Below are 16,879 nucleotides of genomic sequence, written 5' to 3'. Positions count from 1 at the left end.
CTGTAAACGGCGATGCATTGGATTATAGTTTGGCTACCACTGCAACACAATTTTCGGGAGTAGGTAGTTATCCAATAGCCATTACATTAGGAAGCAATCCAAATTACAGCATCACACCAACAGACTCAGAATTGACCATTACTCCAAAATCAGCTACAATAGTTGCCGATGGAAAATCAAAAATCTACGGAGAGGTTAATCCGTTGTTGACAGCCCAAGTTTCAGGAACAGTAAACGGTGATGCGTTGGATTATAGTTTGGCTACCACAGCAACTCAATTTTCGGGAGTAGGTAGTTATCCAATTGCAATCACATTAGGAAGCAATCCAAATTACAGCATCACACCAACAGATTCAGAATTGACCATTACTCCAAAATCAGCTACAATAGTTGCCGATGGAAAATCAAAAATCTACGGAGAGGTTAATCCGTTATTGACAGCCCAAATTTCAGGAACAGTAAACGGCGATGCGTTGGATTATAGTTTGGCTACCACAGCAACCCAATTTTCGGGAGTAGGTAGTTATCCAATTGCCATTACATTAGGCAGCAATCCAAATTACAGCATCTCGCCAACAAACTCAGAATTGATCATTACCCCAAAATCAGCTACAGTAACCCCAGTTGCTTCAAGTAAATATTGTGGGCAAAGAGACCCAATTAGTTTTACTGGTACCACATCAGGATTTTTAGTTTCTGATAATATAATTGTAAATTACAGCAGAACTGGTGGCGAATCAGCAGGAATATATACCATATCAGCTTCGATAAGTTCATCACCTTCTACGGTAATTAATAATTACAATATCACCTACAATTCAGCAAATTTTACAATTTTAGGAATAAATAGTGTTGATGCATCAGCGAGTAGTACTCCAGTTGCTTTAGGATCAGTTGCTACATTGTCGGCAAAAATTGTCCCTGCTGTTTCTGGTGTAACAGTATATTTTAGTCTGAGTTCGGGTGTAGGAAACGTTCAAACATATACAGGAATAACAGATGCCAATGGTTTGGCTTCTACCCAAGTTTCTAGTTTAGTGGTTGACTTATATAAAGTTATTGCAACTGCTGGTTCAGGTTGTGCCGTATCAACCGAGGCGTATATGCCTGTATATGATCCAAATGGTAGTTTTGTTACTGGAGGAGGATGGATTAATTCTCCAGCAGGAGCATATACAGCAAATTTATCTTTGGTAGGTAAAGCTAATTTTGGATTTAATGCTAAATATAAAAAAGGGAATAATCAGGTAGATGGAAATACAGAGTTTCAATTTAAGGCAGGAGATTTGAATTTCAAGTCAACTTTGCACGAATCTGGTTCTTTAGTTATTTCAGGAAGAAAAGCAACATATAGAGGAGATGGAACTATTAATGGAATTTCAGGGTATAAGTTTACATTGGTTGCAATAGATGGCGATTATAATGGAGCTATTGCTCCAGATCAATTTAGAATTAAAATTTGGGGACCTAATGGCGTTGTGTATGACAATGGTTTAGGAGCAGATGAAAATTCAGAGGTTTCAACTGTTTTATCTGGCGGTTCCATTGTAATTCATGAAGTGAAGAAAAAAGGTAGTGCGAAAGATATAAGTACTGAAAAAACGCATTCTACAATGTTTTCAGATGTGGCACAAGACCCAATCCTATTCAATGTAGTAGCTTATCCTAATCCATCTATTAATTATTTTACGCTTTCAGTTGAAACAGGAAGTACTGAAAATGTTCAGGTATTATTATATGATAGCACTGGTAGATTATTGAAAGTAATAGATAGAAAAGTTGGTGAAACAATTCAATTTGGAGAAGATTTACCAAGAGGAACTTATATTGCTAAAATTACTCAGGGAGTTGAAAGTAAAACTATCAATTTAATGAAGAAATAATAATTTTAAAATTATAGTATCAAAAGCCAACTCATTCATTTGAGTTGGCTTTTAAATTTTGATTAAGTATCTTTTTTCGAAATGGTTTATGTGAAAAAAGTATTAAATTAGAGTGAGTTAAAATTTAAAGTGTAAAACAATAAATAGAAACATATGAAAAGAAACGCAACAGCAGTTTGGAAAGGTTCTCTAAAAGAAGGGAAAGGAGTTTTGACAACTCAAAGTAAAACATTAGATAATACCCAATATTCCTTTCATTCTCGTTTTGAGGAAGGAGTAGGTACAAATCCTGAAGAATTAGTTGCTGCGGCACATTCAGGCTGTTTTACAATGCAATTATCAGCTTATATTACGGAAGCCGGTTTTGGAATTGAAAGTATCGAAACCAAATGTGTGATTAATTTATTAGAAGGAACAATTAAGGAGTCTAATTTAACTGTCAATGCTAAAATTGAAGGAATTTCGGATGCCGTTTTTCAAGAATTGGTAACAAAAGCAGAACAAAATTGTCCAATTTCTAAGTTGTTTAATACTACAATAAGTACATCGGCTACATTGATATAATATTCCAAATTTAAAAAGGCTTGTTTTTTTAGTAGAAAACAAGCCTTTTTTTAGTGCTATAAATTTGAAAATCTAATCAAATAAATCAGAGGATAAATAGCGATCTCCGCGGTCGCAAATAATAGCTACTATCACGCCAGATTCTAGTTCTTCAGCAAGTTTTACTGCTACGGCAACAGCACCACCACTACTCATTCCTGCAAAAACGCCTTCTTCCAGCGCCAGTCGTTTAGTCATGGCTCGAGCTTCTTTTTCGCTCACATCAATAGTACGATCTACTTTTGAAGCTTGAAATATTTTAGGCAAGTATTCCTGAGGCCATTTTCTAATTCCCGGAATTTGTGATCCTTCTGATGGTTGTGCTCCAATAATTTGAACAGCAGGATTTTGTTCTTTTAAGTACGTTGAAGTACCTATAATAGTTCCAGTAGTTCCCATTGCCGAAACAAAATGAGTTACCGTTCCATTAGTGTCTCTCCAAATTTCAGGTCCTGTAGTATTATAATGGGCTTTCCAGTTGTCATCATTAGCAAACTGGTTTAGCATTAAATAACCGCCTTCTGCTACTTTTTTATCCGCATAATCTCTAGAACCAATAATTCCTTCTTTGGCAGGAGTTAGAATCACCGTTGCACCATAAGCACGCATTGTTTGGGTGCGTTCTTTAGTGGAGTCTTCTGGTAAAATCAATTCAATTTCGATTCCTAATAATTGAGCAATCATGGCTAGAGCAATTCCAGTATTTCCGCTGGTTGCCTCGATTAATTTGTCGCCTTTTTTAATTTCTCCACGCTCTAAGGCGCCTTTTATCATGTAATAAGCCGCTCTGTCTTTGACACTACCCCCAGGGTTATTCCCCTCCAGTTTTAATAATAATTTGACGTTTTTATTTTTAACCAAATTGGTCGTTTCCACTAAAGGTGTATTGCCAATCAGGTCCAATATTTTTTTTGGATCCATTTATTTTAATTCTTTTATTTTTACTTCAGTGGTAGTTGTATTTGTTACAATAGAGCGTTCAGGAGTAGATTTGGTTATCCAAGCATTACCACCAATTATACTGTTTTTACCAATAACTGTTTCGCCTCCTAAAATAGTTGCATTGGCATAAATACAAACATTTTTTTCAACCGTTGGATGTCTTTTAGCGTTTTTCATTTCTTTACTTACACTTAAAGCTCCCAAAGTAACTCCTTGGTAAATTTTGACATTTTTCTCTATTACAGCTGTTTCTCCAATTACAATACCTGTTGCATGATCAATAAAAAATGGCGAATCAATTTGCGCTCCTGCGTGAATATCAGTTCCTGTAATACGATGGGCATATTCGCTCATTAAACGAGAAAAAAGCAATAAGTCTTGAAGGTATAATTCGTGACTAATACGGTAAATAGCAATTGCATAGAAACCAGGATAGGCTAAATAAACTTCCTCAATGCTATTAGAAGCAGGATCGTTTTCTAAAATATATGCAGCATCTTGATTTAAACTTTGTAGTACCGATGGGAGTTTGCTAACAAATTGATTCCAAGTCTCATCACACAAAGAATTTGGTTTTTTACAAGCTAGAGCTGCAATTTCTTTGAATTGTTTTTCCAGTTCATCAATACTTTTATCCAATGGGGCATTGGCGTCAAATAAGGTGTAGAATATTTTTTCTGTAAATGCTTCTACCTTCGTTTTGATACCATAATTAATCGAAGTGTGGCTTTTAAGTTCGCCTATATTTTTTATTATTAAATCCTTTGTCATGACTTTTGGATTGTAAGTTTAGTAACAAGAAGCGTAGTACGTTTTTTGTTGTTTAATATTTAACAAATATATTGAACTATTTTGAATAAAAGACCAAGAACTAAGAGGCATTCTTGTGGTGGTATAGTTTTTCACAAAAAAGAATAGACTCGTTTTAAAGTTGTTTTTTACAATTGAAATCGTCTTTACTCCCACTACAATTTTAAATTTATTACTTTTGAAAACTGATTCAAATAAAAATGAAAAAAATAATTTTCCCTATCATGTTTATTGCCATTGTTGTTGCTTTTTATGAGCAAACGGCTGCAGAAAAAAATGTGTATGTGACTGTAATCGCAATGGCCGTTTTTATGTTTGGGATGATGCGATTAAGTGCAAAAACGCCAAGTAAAAATCCAGAAAAAGAAGAAGAAGATGTTGACTAAAGGAGATAAAGTTTCGGTACTAGATGACGCCATCAATGGGGTAGTTTTGTCGGTTCAAGGGCAAGAAATAACTATTGAAACCGAAGAGGGTTTTGTAATGAAATTTGCAATGAGTGAATTGGTTAAAACCAGTGGTTCAGAAAATTTAATGGACAGTATCAAAGGAGTAAATGCTGAAGCGATAAAAAAAGAAAAAGCCATTCCTAAACCAAGAAGTTTTGTCAAAGAGAAAAAAGACAAACGCGAGGTAGGAGTCCCAGAATTTGATTTACATATCGAGAAATTGGTCAAGAACAAGAACGGAATGTCTAATTATGATATTTTGACCTTACAGGCCGAAACGGCGCAACGACACATTGAATTTGCGATTAAAAATCGTATTCCCAAGATTGTTTTGATTCATGGGGTAGGTGAAGGGGTATTGAAAGCTGAGCTGGATTTCCTGTTAGGAAGATATGATAATATTGATTTTCACGAGGCAAACTATCAAAAGTATGGTCAGGGAGCAATGGAGGTTTATATCAGGCAGAGTAAAAAATAATAATACTATTTCTTAGAAAGTTAAAAGGCTCATTTGAATTTCAAACGAGCCTTTTTTTATGATATAAAACTAAATTTTAATTAGAGGTAAAAACATCTCCTAGAATGTAATTTTTACCGAGATTAAAATTCAAAATTCCTTTTTGAAGAGATGCATTTTTAAGTACAATTGTATGTTTGTATGTGTTTGGACCATTGGTTGTTGTACTAACTTCAATAATTCCGCTAACACCACTTACACCAGGAATGCCATCCCATTGCTGACTCAATGTTGGCGTATTTGGAGTTGTTGTTTGACAAAAATAATCACTATTCAATACGCCACCCGTAAATAACTTATAAGTCAAGCTGTTTGTACTTGTTCCAATTAATCCTGTTCTAGGACTATTTATTGGAGTAGTTTCGTTTAAGATTAAATTAGGGTCAATGTTTAATACCAATGCTTCACTGTTGTTGTTATTGTAAATTTCATTGGATGAAGTACATTTTTCTAATGTTTGATCAAAATTTAAAGACAAGGCAGTTATATCCGTTTTATAATCACCAAACGGGAAAGTTTCATAGACCTGAGTTCCATTTGCTTTTGAAAAAGTCACATTTTTAAGTGTGATATTATGATTGTATCCATTAATTTTTGTGGCACCAGTAGTTTCATTCGTTGTTTTTGCAGCAGTAGTTACAATTTGAATTTTACCACTTACAGCAGTCCATTGGTCTGTAATAACAGGAGTCGCTGGAGCGATAGATTCACAGATGTTGTCTGTAGCTACTGTTCCATTGTAAAAACGATAGATTACTCTATTTGATGTGTTACTTATATCTAGTTCAATGGTGTCATTGGCAGCAGTAAGTTCGGTAACAATACTGGTATTAGGAATTTCCATGATTAGAGCTTCCTGATCTTTTAGTTTATAGAGTAATGTATTGGTACTACTTGTATTGGAACAGCTTTGAGTCGCTACTTCATCGAAGCTTATTTCTTCCTGAGTTAGATTGCCATCATCACAGGAATTAAAAAGTGTTAGTAAAACGAATAAACTTAGGGCTTTTTTCATTGTAAAAATTTTGACAAAAATAGGCAAAAAATGACAATTCTGAATCGGCTTTTGATAATTGATATTTTATAACTTTGCAGCAATGAAAAAAATATACCTCGATAACGCCTCGACAACTGCAATACGAGCTGAAGTCATTCAAGAGATGACTAAAGTACTAACCGAAGATTATGGGAATCCATCATCTACTCATAGTTTTGGTCGAAATGCAAAAAATATTTTGGAACTTTCCCGAAAATCAATTGCCAAGCAACTGAATGTCAATGCGCAGGAAATCGTTTTTACTTCGGGAGGAACGGAGGCAAACAATTGGATTTTGCGTTCAGCAGTAAAAGATTTAGGTGTAAAACGAATCATAAGCAGCAAGATAGAACATCATGCCGTTTTGTTAGCGATCACCGCTTTGCAAAGAGAATTTGGCATTCAGGTAGATTACGTCAATGTATTAGTAGATGGAAGTATCGATTTAACTCATTTGTCCACTTTATTAGCCGATGATGTCAAAACGTTGGTAAGTTTAATGCATGTCAATAACGAAATAGGGACGGTTTTAGACCTAGAAAGGGTAGGTTTGATTTGTAAGCAGTACAATGCTTTTTTTCATTCGGATACAGTGCAGTCGATGGGAAAAATGCAATTGGATTTACAAACGATTCCAGTTGATTTTGTTTTGGCGAGTGCGCATAAATTCCACGGACCTAAAGGCATAGGTTTTGCTTTTGTTCGAAAAAATTCGGCTTTGCAACCTTTATTTTATGGAGGCGAACAGGAAAAAGGTTTGCGTGCCGGAACCGAAGCCGTACATCAAATTGCGGGAATGGCAAAGGCTTTGGAGCTTTCGTATGCGCATTTAGAAGCAGAAAAAGAACAGATTACAGCCGTAAAGCAATATTTAATTCAACAATTAGAAATTACTTTTCCGGGTGTACTGTTTAATGGAACAGCAGCTAATTTCTATAATATTTTGAATGTGTTGTTGCCTTTTTCAGAAGAAAAAACCGCGATGATTTTATTTCATTTGGATATGCGTGGTATAGCCGTTTCTCGGGGAAGTGCCTGCCAAAGTGGAAGTATAAGACCTTCGCATGTATTGGCCGAAATTCTCTCCGAAGATTTGGTTCGAAAGCCCAGTTTGCGTATTTCTCTGAGTCATTATAATACAAAAGATGATATTGATGGCTTGATTGAAGCGTTGAAAACTGTTTAAATAGGAAAGTGAAATTACTTATTGATGGTGTAATTTTCTTTTAATTTTCTCATTAATAGCCTAACGCCTTGTTGTGTTTCTGTATTAAATGAATTGGTGAAAATTATATAAGATTTGTTGTTAGTTCTATCAATATGTACAAGTGTGTAGTAGGTACCTGCTGTACCAGAATGGGTTGAAAGTTCGATTCTTTTTTCATGTATATTATACCAACCTAATGAATAGTCTTCTATTCCGTTATGTATAAACTGGTATGTTTTTGCTTTTAAATAATTATCTGACCCTTTTAACCCTTTTAAATTGATTTGAATAAACTTTATGTAATCTTTTAATTTAATATTTAAATCTCCTGCGGGTTCTGTGAAATCTAAATGATAATCAGTATTAGAAGGCACAGGGGTAAGTTTATTGTTTTCAGTAAAATGTCCCCAAGTATCTTTGTGCTTTTGGTTCTCAGGCCATGAAAATCCTATATTTATTTTTAAATCTTTATTAAAAACTTTTTTAACTAGTTCTTCCCAGCTTTTTTTACTAATTTTTTCTATCATCAAAGTTGCTAGTGTATATCCGGCATTCGAATAATTATATTGATGAATAGAGTCTATTGTTGTAGGATTTAATGTTAGTACAAATTGTCCAAAGGCTTTTCTTTTTTCTTGTTTAGAACCTATTAATTCAGGTATAATTGGATCGTTTTCACCTTGAAAAGGCTGAATTCTAGCTCTATGAGACAGTAAATCTTGTAAGCTAATAGTATGGTATTCTGGTTTTGAATTTTCTTTCCATTCAGGAAATAAATCAAAGAATTTAGTAGACCATTTTAGTTTTCCTCTTTCAACATATTTTGCAATTATAAAAGCAGTTAATGCTTTAGTATTGGAACCCATATGGAATCGATCTTCTAAAGTGGCCTTATCGGTTAGTTGTGTAGAATGAAGTCCAATAGCTGCGATTTCCAAAATTTTTTTTGAGTCAATGACAGCATAATTTATTTCAGGTATTGCATAAGATTTTCTAATAGAGTCAGCAAATTTAATAGTTGTCTGACCAAAACAGATAGATGATAAGTTTAAAAATAGAAATATTGTTAATTTTCTCATTTTTTAATTTTTAATCCTATGAGTGATTTTTTTGTGAATATAATTGTATTTATAATCAACCTATATTTATGAAAATGAATTTTGATATTAATTAGATTTTGAACTTCTTTAAGTAAGACTAATAGACCAAATGTAGCAGTTTTTCTTAAAAGTTATTATCGTGACATTTTTAATTTGATATTCTTTTGTTTTATTGAAAATTAGGATAAGTATAATTTAAGTTTTTTTATATATAAAATACAGTTTATAATGTATTTTAATGCAGTTATGAGATGAGTAAATATTATCCGAAAAATAATGTTATTTTTTGCTTAGTTGTTTGTAAATTAGTATTTTCCAAATTTTATTTTGATTAAAGAAAATAAATTTCTTAATAGTTAGATATTTGGAATAAACAGATAAAACAAACTGATGTCAAATTCAAATTTTTAACTAATGGAAAATCATTCAGGTCAACCATCCCCAGGAAGTATCATGCAAATTGGTACCGGATTTTGGGCATCCAAAATTCTTTTGAGCGCCGTTAAATTCGAGTTATTTACTTTGCTCGCTGAACACAATGAAATGTCCGCCAATGAGATTAAAGCGGAATTAAATTTTAAATGTACGGATCGACATGTTTTTGATTTTCTTGATGCCTTAACCACCTTTGGGTTTTTAAATAGAGAAGGTTTTTGGGATACTGCCAAATATTCCAATAGTTTGGATACCAACGTATTTTTAGATAAAAAGAAAGCCACTTACATAGGTGGAATATTGGAAATGCTGAATAATAGGCTTTATAGTTTTTGGGGAAATTTAGAAACAGGATTATTGACAGGGCATCCGCAAAACGAAGCCAAACAAGGTGATAATTTATTTGAAAAAATCTATGAAGATCCTAATCGACTAAAAGAATTCATCCATGCCATGAGCGGTGTTCAAATGGGGAATTTCATGGCTTTGGCTCAGCAATTTGATTTTTCTAAGGCGAAAAAAGTAGTGGATATTGGAGGTTCAGGTGCGCTTCTATCCTCAATGATTGCAAAACATCATCCACACATAAGTTGTATCAGTTGGGATTTGCCTCCTGTTACACCCATTGCTGATGAAATTATTCAACAATTTCAATTACAGGACAGGGTACAAACTGCCGGAGGTGATTTTTTCAAAGACAATTTTCCGAAAGCCGATATCATTACGATGGGAAATATTCTGCACGATTGGGACGAAGAAACCAAAATGATGCTGATTCAAAAAGCTTATGATGCTTTACCTGAAGGTGGTGCTTTTATTGCGATAGAAGGAATTATTGATCCCGAAAGAAATAAGAATGCTTTTGGGCTCATGATGAGCCTGAATATGCTAATTGAAACTGGAACCGGCTTTGATTATACCTTTGCCGATTTTAATAAATGGGTGAAAGCCGTTGGTTTTAAAAATACAGAAATACTCCCGCTTACCGGTCCGAGTAGTGCAGTTATCGCTTATAAATGAAACCGAAGGGTTAGTTTTTTTTGAATCCGTTAATTAGGAGCATTTAAAATTAACCACAATCCTGTCATTGTGAGGAACGAAGCAATCTCATCTAGAATTAAAATCTGCGATCAAGACTCAACTCAATTTGATGAGATTGCTTCGCCAATTCGCTTTCGCTTGTGTCCTTCTTCGTCGGAATGACAAACTACACGAATAAAGCTTAAAGTAAAAATTAATTAAGTTAATTTTTTTACAATCAAAGTTCTCAATCTTGTCATTCCTACGGAGGAGGAATCTCATTCCGTTATTTATCAAGATAATTTACTCCTCTTTGTGGAATTATAAATCCGCGATCTCGAGCTTTTAAAAAAAACTTATGTTGAAATGTTTTTTTATTGGCTTAAACCTTGCTCACGTACAAATTCGTTAAAATATTTTTCTTCTTCAGCTAGCGCGAGCATCTTGCTCGTGCCCACAATTAATTTAAATCAATTTCCAAAATAGAATGGTCGTCATTACCATAATTTCTGGCGCTACTGTATTTCCATTCTATAGGATCTGTTACAAAACCAGTTTCTAAAGGATTGTCATGAATATATTTTAATTTTTGTTCAAAAATTTTTAAAGACCAAATTTCTATTGGCTGATTATTTTGTTGCCAAAATTGTCTGTGTTTCACGTTAGAATTTTTGTTTCCAGCTCTTTCAAACATTCAAAGCATCCATTCTTTTCTACTTTCTTGTGGATTCTCTTCAATCAATTTTAGCATTTTACGAGAAGTAAAACCTTTAAAATCTCTTATTAATCCTGAAGGATCTCCAAATGCTGATCGAAAAATTAAATGAACATGACTAGGCATAATACAATAACCATAAATTTCCATTCCTTTTTCTTTTCTACAATAATTCAATGAATCTGTAATACAACTAAAATACAAATCTCTGGTAAAAACATCTATCCAATTTACAGTTGCAAAACTTATAAGATAAGCTCCTGTTTTTTCTCCAAACTTATATTTTCTACTCATTGTATTTTTATCTAAATATAATAAATTATAGGGATGGGCACGAGCAAGATGCTCGCGCTAGCTTGGACTAGTTAAGGTTTGAAGTTTTTCTTGAAATAATTATTTTTATAACTCGGCTAATTGTTTTGTTTGATTGATCTAATTCGAGTGCTATTTTTTTGTGTATTCCAACTTCCCAAGGTTCTTTAGGTAAAAGTTTTTCAACTTTGCGAATTAGCTCTTCAGTTATTTCTACTTTAGGTTGTGGTTCAATGTATATTTTTTCTTTTTTAGGATATTTGGGAATAACATAATCATCAAAAAGTTTTTGGAAGAATTTGATGTTTTGATTTGATTTTGAAGTTTTTTTGAAAATGGTTATATAATCTTTTATTTTATTTTGCTCTCCACATATTTTTATTTCAATAAAGTTATCAAATAGATTCCTTTTTTCTAACAATATGTCTTTAAAAACGACTAACTCATCATTGCTCCAAAATCCAAATGTATCTTCAATAACATCTAGTTTTTCAGTATTGTTTTGAAAGGAAAACCAAATTGTTCTAGTTTTAATTTTATTCTCTTTTGAAGGAGTTAAATTCTGTAAATATTTTAGAGTGTTTTTATTTACAATTTCACCAAAAATTTTTATGTCAGTAATTGCGTTTCTAATATAATCGTCACTTATTGATACTCCTGATTTGTTAGTATTATATTTTTTGCGGTATTGTCTGTCTGTTTTTCCAAGATTATGGACATGTAAATGCCTTCTATCATGATATTCCATAATTCTTTCTTTTGAAGGAAAAAATAAATTCAAGTCCAAATTGAATTTTGATTTATAATATTTTATGATTTTATCAAATCCACCACTTGATAATTGTCTACAATCTTTGTTAATAATTTTATTAAAAATTTCTGTTAGTGAATTATATGATAAAAGTTCTTGATGTTGAAATTCAATTATATTGTTCGTTTTGAATGGTTGTTTAGTTTCTGTAAATATAAATTTGATATTATCTATAAGAAATTGTTCAAGTATTGAAATTAATTTTATTAGTAAAAGTTGTCTTAAGTCAAATGATAGAGAATTAATATTTGACTCAAAATTAGCTAGATTTTCTACAATACAATTTTCTATACTGTTTTCTATTTCCCAACTCGATTTTTTTACTAATCGTGTTTGTTCATATGCAATTAAAGTAGAATTATAAAGATTTAATAAATCTTGTATTTCATTTGTAAAAATTTTATAAGCTATTCTCAATTTTGTTCTGTTTTTTTAAGTTACAGCTAATATTAGTCTAGTTGAAAGAAGTTCCAACTTGTAACAACTTTTCAAAATTATTAAAATATTCTTACAAAAAAAAACACTTTTGAAACAAAACTAGCTGCTTTTAATCATTAGATGAAATAGAGCAGCTAGTAATGAAATTACAATTACTATTTATTAGTTTTTTATCCTCTCATAAATCAAAGGATCGTGTTTTTTGATTTTGATTTTGACATATTTAGATGCCGGCATGTTGCTTTCTTTGACCACATTATTTACAGAAACTAAAACATTGGTTTCCGGGAAATAGGTTACGGTGTTTTTTTCAGGGATAGGGTAGGACACAATGATAAATAAAGGCGCAATACGCTCGATTCCATCGTCATAATTAAATAAATCCACTCGGTCGCCGTTTTTGAATCCTGCTTTTTGAATGTCTTTTGGGTTCATGAAAACCACACGGCGTTCGTTTTTAATTCCTCTGTAACGGTCATCCAATCCGTAAATAGTGGTGTTAAACTGGTCGTGGGTGCGGGTAGTAGCCATCATGTATTCATCGGCTTCCAGTTTGTTTTCGGGAACAGTAGTGAGTGTGAAAGGCGCTCGGTCGCCAAATTGCTTCGTAATGAATTGTCCATCTCTAGCGGCATTGGGCAAATAAAAACCACCTTTTTGTCGCACTCTCACATTATAGTTTTCAAATCCCGGAATGCATTGTTCAATGGCATCGCGCACCGCATCATAACTATTGGCGTATTTTTGCCAGTCCACTACCGATTTATCGCCCAGAGTTGCCATCGCCATGCGGCAAACAATCTGGGTTTCATTGATAAGATGTTCCGAAACGGGTTTCAAAATCCCCTTTGAATCCTGAACCACTCCCATAGAGTTTTCGGTAGTAACGATTTGGAGTTCGCCATTTACAATATCCATATCACTTCGGGATAAGGTTGGGAGTATCAGTGATTCTTTGCCATGGATTAAATGCGTTCGATTTAATTTGGTGGAAACACTCACTGTCAACTTCAATTTTCTGAGCGCATTAGCTGTAAAAGTCGTATCTGGTGTAGCCGATAGAAAATTACCTCCCATACAAAATAGCACTTTGGCTTTTTCTTCATGCATGGCTTTGATCGCGTGAACTACATCGTAACCCTTTTCTCTTGGTGGATTAAAACCAAAATAGTTTTGTAAACGATCCAGTTGTTCTGGAGTGGGTTTTTCGTCAATTAGCATGGTGCGGTTTCCCTGTACGTTACTGTGACCACGTACTGGACAAACACCAGCACCGGGTTTACCAATGCTTCCTTTTAAGAGTAGAATATTGAGAATTTCCCGAATCATATCTACGCCATTAGGTTGTTGGGTCAATCCCATTCCCCAGCACACAATGATGCGGTTTTTAAACGCTATCATTTCAGCTGCTTGTTGAATAGCTTCTTTGGTAACTCCTGATTGTGCGGCTAGTTCGTCAAAATTATAGTTGGCAAATTGTTGAATGTAGGTTTCGTAACCCGTAGTTTTTTTGTTGATAAAATCGTGGTTGAATACTTTACCCGGGTTTTTCTTTTCAGCTTCCAATAGTAAAATTTCAATCGCTTTTAGCAATGCCATATCACCATTGATTTTTACAGGAAGGTATAAATCGGCAAGTTTTACAGGGCTGCCAATAACGCCTTTTACTTCTTGCGGATTTTTGAATCCCATTAATCCTGCTTCGGGTAGTGGATTGATCGCAATGATTTTGGCACCGTTTTTTTTACCTTTTTCTAATGCACTCAGCATTCGGGGCGCATTCGTACCGGGATTTTGTCCGATGATGATAATCAAATCGGTATCGTAAAAATCATCCAGTTTTACGGTTCCTTTTCCAATTCCGATTGTTGGACGTAAAGCGGCTCCTGAAGTTTCGTGACACATATTAGAGCAATCGGGCATGTTGTTGGTTCCAAATTCCTTTGCAAAAAGTTGGTATAAAAATGAAGCTTCGTTACTGGTTCTTCCCGAAGTATAAAAAACAGCTTCGTTAGGTGAATCCAATTCGTTTAGTGTTTTTCCAATTTTTTCAAAAGCGGCATCCCAGGAAATCGGCTCGTAATGCGTTCCGTTTTTGGGTAAATACATCGGTTCGGTCAATCGGCCTTTTTTGCCAATTTCATAATCACTGAGTTGCGAAAGAGCATAAACCGAATTTTCTTTGAAAAAATCAGCGGTAATTTTTTTAGTAGTGGCTTCTTCGGCTAAGGCTTTGACGCCATTTTCACAATATTCGCCTAAAGGTGAGCGGTCATCATCTGGATCGGGCCAAGCACAACTTGGACAATCAAAACCTCCTGCCTGATTCATTTTGAACAGTGCTTTTGTACCTCGAACAAGCGTTTTTTCTTCAATCAAATCGCTAAAAGCCGCTTTTACACCCGACATACCGGCTGCCCAATCTTTTATTTTAGTTTGCTTTAAATCTAAAGTCTGATAAGGATTTTCAGCATTCGGTTCTTTTGGATTTTTATCTTCTGTCATGATAGTCGCTTTAATTTGGAATCAGAGTCTGCTCTTTTTCTGTTAATAGGGTAATTGTTGTTGCAGAATGGTAGATGTTGAATCGATTTTCGTTGAGAAAACCAATTAAGGTAATGTCAAATTCTTGAGCTAATTCTACGGCTAAACTCGAAGGTGCGCCGATAGCAACCACAATAGAAATGCCTGCCATAGCAGCTTTTTGCACCAGTTCGAAACTAATTCTTCCGCTTAATAATAAAATATGTTGGTTTAAAGGCAGTAGCCCTTTTGCGAAAGCTTGACCAATCAATTTGTCCAAGGCATTGTGCCGTCCCACATCTTCCTGTAAAAGCAATAATTCACCATCGATCGAAAATAAGCCCGAAGCGTGAATACCACCCGTGTTAGCAAAATCACTTTGGGCAGCTCTCAGTTTTTGTGGTAATTGGTATAAAACCGAAGCCGAAATATCAAATTTAGGTTTGTTAGAATTCTCAAAAGGACTCACTGTTTTAATGGATTCAATCGAACTTTTTCCGCAAACCCCACAACTCGAAGTGGTGTAGAAATTTCGTTCCGATTGTAATAAATGTGGCGTAAAACCATCCTTTAAAACCACTTGGATGCTATTCTTTTTTTGTAAAGCACAGTTTTTTTCTAAATGATTCACTTCCTGAATGGCTTCGTAGGAAGAGATAATTCCTTCGGTAAATAAAAAACCTAAGGCAAGTTCCACATCGTTTCCTGGAGTCCGCATGGTCACCGAAATAGTTTGATTGTAAACTTCGTTGTCCTGAATATATTTCAAACGAATTTCGAGTGGTTCTTCTATCGAAAGGATATCTTCCAAAACAGTTATTTCGGAGCTATATACCTTTTGAACCATTTTATTGGTGATGGAGATGGTTTCCAAATCTTGTATTTCCATGCCAATTTTGTTTTTTAAGATTAAAAATAGGAGGGAATGCCCTTTGGTGAGAGAACTTTAAAAATATAAAAATAAATCAGAAGTTCTAAAAAAGTATGTTTTTCTAATATTAAAAATGATTTTATGAAGTCATTTTAGCTAATTCCTTTTCGAGTCGGTCGAAGTTTTCTTCGTTTTTATCTACAACAAAAGGTTTTAATTTTTGACATTCTTCAACGGTGTGAAACAGCATTTTAAAAACTAATAGGGTTTGTTCAGGAGTGATTTCTTCAAATGTTGCCAAAATTTGAAAAATAGTTTTCGAATGGCGTTTCCATGCAATTAATGAAGGGATTTCAATTTTGATAAATTCACATTCATTGGCATAATTTCCCTTGTCAGGACCATGCATGATAAAACTCCATTTGCCACCTACTCTAAAATCAAATTCATTAAAAGTATTGGTAAATCCTGCAGGACCCCACCAATTTTTAAGATGTTCCGATTCTGACCAGGCACGAAAAAGAAGTGTTCTTGGAAAATTAAAAATTCGGGAACTTACAATTTCAGAATCAGGAGTGCTTGTAATAATTTCAGTTGCCATAGCTGTATTTTTTAGTTGAAATTGGATGGAATCTTTTAGAATGATAAAGTTCTGAAATTAAGTTGAGAGAATAGGTTTTCAATCATTTCTTTTTCTCCAGCACTTTTTCAAAAGCTTTTCGGGCGCTACCTCTAAAATAGACTTCGCCACAATAGTGATAACCCAGTTTTTCGAAAATGCGTAGCATAGCAAAATTGTCAAAATTAGTATCGGCTTTGATGCTGTAGATGTTATTGCTCAAGGCAAATGCTTCTATGAAATTCAGTATGATTTTAGACAAACCTTTACCAAGATATTCTTCGGCAATCGCCACACGATGGAACACTACAAAGTCTTCATTGCTTAACCATTGACCAATAATATTAGCGTATTCCGGTTCGTCATTAATAAGAACAGCGGTATAACCAATGATTTTCTCCTCATAAGTCAATACAAATCCGGCCTCTTTTTCAATGTCCTTTTGAATGACTTCCGGGTTAGGGTAACCATCCTGCCATTGGTTACTTCCGTCTTCTTTTCGACGTTCAATGGCCTTTTGTAAAATAGCCCAGATTTGTGGAATTTCGGAAAGGTTGGCTTTTCTAAATTGGTACTTCATTTTTTGTA

Annotated in this window: 15 protein-coding genes and 1 pseudogene; 6 read left to right on the top strand and 10 right to left on the bottom strand. The window is 34.1% G+C overall.

From position 1 onward, the window contains the following. Together ACFPTQ_RS12225 and ACFPTQ_RS12220 are read left to right on the top strand one after the other, a co-directional pair. On the top strand, nt 1-1,883 hold a 1,883-nt coding region (locus ACFPTQ_RS12225; protein WP_379777814.1), incomplete at its 5' end, for an MBG domain-containing protein. Between the two features lie 153 nt (nt 1,884-2,036). Beyond that, entirely contained in the window at nt 2,037-2,447 is a 411-nt protein-coding gene (locus ACFPTQ_RS12220; RefSeq protein WP_379777813.1) for an OsmC family peroxiredoxin, read from the top strand. Between the two features lie 72 nt (nt 2,448-2,519). On the opposite strand, the gene cysM is transcribed toward ACFPTQ_RS12220, so the two are convergent. Both cysM and epsC read right to left on the bottom strand, forming a co-directional pair. After that, nucleotides 2,520-3,407 (bottom strand): cysteine synthase CysM, encoded by an 888-nt coding sequence (gene cysM, locus ACFPTQ_RS12215; protein WP_379777812.1) that lies wholly within the window; start codon nt 3,405-3,407, stop codon nt 2,520-2,522. Continuing rightward, a complete protein-coding gene (gene epsC / locus ACFPTQ_RS12210; RefSeq protein ID WP_379777811.1) occupies nt 3,408-4,199 on the bottom strand; it encodes a serine O-acetyltransferase EpsC in 792 nt (263 codons plus the stop codon). It abuts the gene before it with no gap. 239 nt (nt 4,200-4,438) lie between these two features. Between epsC and ACFPTQ_RS12205 the strand changes: the two genes are divergently transcribed. Both ACFPTQ_RS12205 and ACFPTQ_RS12200 read left to right on the top strand, forming a co-directional pair. Next, complete coding sequence (locus ACFPTQ_RS12205; protein ID WP_379777810.1) at nt 4,439-4,624, top strand: hypothetical protein; 186 nt, start codon at nt 4,439-4,441, stop codon at nt 4,622-4,624. Beyond that, nucleotides 4,614-5,165: a Smr/MutS family protein gene (locus ACFPTQ_RS12200; RefSeq protein ID WP_379777809.1), complete on the top strand. Its 552-nt coding sequence runs from the start codon at nt 4,614-4,616 to the stop codon at nt 5,163-5,165. The genes ACFPTQ_RS12205 and ACFPTQ_RS12200 overlap by 11 nt, the downstream gene beginning before the upstream one ends. A gap of 76 nt (nt 5,166-5,241) precedes the next feature. Here ACFPTQ_RS12200 and ACFPTQ_RS12195 read toward each other — a convergent pair whose 3' ends face one another. Continuing rightward, nucleotides 5,242-6,219 carry a hypothetical protein gene (locus ACFPTQ_RS12195; RefSeq protein ID WP_379777808.1) on the bottom strand — a complete coding sequence of 326 codons (978 nt, stop codon included), beginning with the start codon at nt 6,217-6,219 and terminating at the stop codon, nt 5,242-5,244. Between the two features lie 82 nt (nt 6,220-6,301). Here ACFPTQ_RS12195 and ACFPTQ_RS12190 point away from each other — a divergent pair, with 82 nt between their 5' ends. Further along, the gene (locus ACFPTQ_RS12190) at nt 6,302-7,426 is read left to right on the top strand and encodes a cysteine desulfurase family protein (RefSeq protein ID WP_379777807.1); all 1,125 of its coding nucleotides are present in this window, start codon (nt 6,302-6,304) and stop codon (nt 7,424-7,426) included. A 14-nt stretch (nt 7,427-7,440) separates the two neighbouring features. On the opposite strand, the gene ACFPTQ_RS12185 is transcribed toward ACFPTQ_RS12190, so the two are convergent. Then, nucleotides 7,441-8,526 carry a serine hydrolase domain-containing protein gene (locus ACFPTQ_RS12185; protein ID WP_379777806.1) on the bottom strand — a complete coding sequence of 362 codons (1,086 nt, stop codon included), beginning with the start codon at nt 8,524-8,526 and terminating at the stop codon, nt 7,441-7,443. Nucleotides 8,527-8,961: 435 nt separating this feature from the next. On the opposite strand from ACFPTQ_RS12185, the gene ACFPTQ_RS12180 reads away from it, so the two are divergent. Continuing rightward, nucleotides 8,962-10,002, top strand: coding sequence for a methyltransferase (locus ACFPTQ_RS12180; RefSeq protein WP_379777805.1), 1,041 nt, complete (start codon nt 8,962-8,964; stop codon nt 10,000-10,002). A 460-nt stretch (nt 10,003-10,462) separates the two neighbouring features. Here ACFPTQ_RS12180 and ACFPTQ_RS12175 read toward each other — a convergent pair. From ACFPTQ_RS12175 to ACFPTQ_RS12150, 6 genes and pseudogenes are all read right to left on the bottom strand, one after another. Then, nucleotides 10,463-11,011, bottom strand: a pseudogene (locus tag ACFPTQ_RS12175) (REP-associated tyrosine transposase). Between the two features lie 67 nt (nt 11,012-11,078). Beyond that, nucleotides 11,079-12,257 carry a hypothetical protein gene (locus tag ACFPTQ_RS12170; protein ID WP_379777804.1) on the bottom strand — a complete coding sequence of 393 codons (1,179 nt, stop codon included), beginning with the start codon at nt 12,255-12,257 and terminating at the stop codon, nt 11,079-11,081. A 183-nt stretch (nt 12,258-12,440) separates the two neighbouring features. Next, nucleotides 12,441-14,783 (bottom strand): FdhF/YdeP family oxidoreductase, encoded by a 2,343-nt coding sequence (locus ACFPTQ_RS12165; protein WP_379777803.1) that lies wholly within the window; start codon nt 14,781-14,783, stop codon nt 12,441-12,443. 10 nt (nt 14,784-14,793) lie between these two features. Then, a complete protein-coding gene (gene fdhD, locus ACFPTQ_RS12160; protein WP_379777802.1) occupies nt 14,794-15,690 on the bottom strand; it encodes a formate dehydrogenase accessory sulfurtransferase FdhD in 897 nt (298 codons plus the stop codon). A gap of 121 nt (nt 15,691-15,811) precedes the next feature. Then, the gene (locus ACFPTQ_RS12155; protein ID WP_379777801.1) at nt 15,812-16,273 is read right to left on the bottom strand and encodes an SRPBCC family protein; all 462 of its coding nucleotides are present in this window, start codon (nt 16,271-16,273) and stop codon (nt 15,812-15,814) included. Between the two features lie 82 nt (nt 16,274-16,355). After that, nucleotides 16,356-16,871 (bottom strand): GNAT family N-acetyltransferase, encoded by a 516-nt coding sequence (locus ACFPTQ_RS12150; RefSeq protein ID WP_379777800.1) that lies wholly within the window; start codon nt 16,869-16,871, stop codon nt 16,356-16,358. Between the last annotated feature and the right edge of the window lie 8 nt (nt 16,872-16,879).

The sequence above is a fragment of the Flavobacterium sp. GCM10022190 genome (assembly GCF_042656445.1).
Taxonomy (GTDB): Bacteria; Bacteroidota; Bacteroidia; order Flavobacteriales; family Flavobacteriaceae; genus Flavobacterium; species Flavobacterium nitratireducens.
This window is presented reverse-complemented; position numbering and strand designations above follow the sequence as displayed.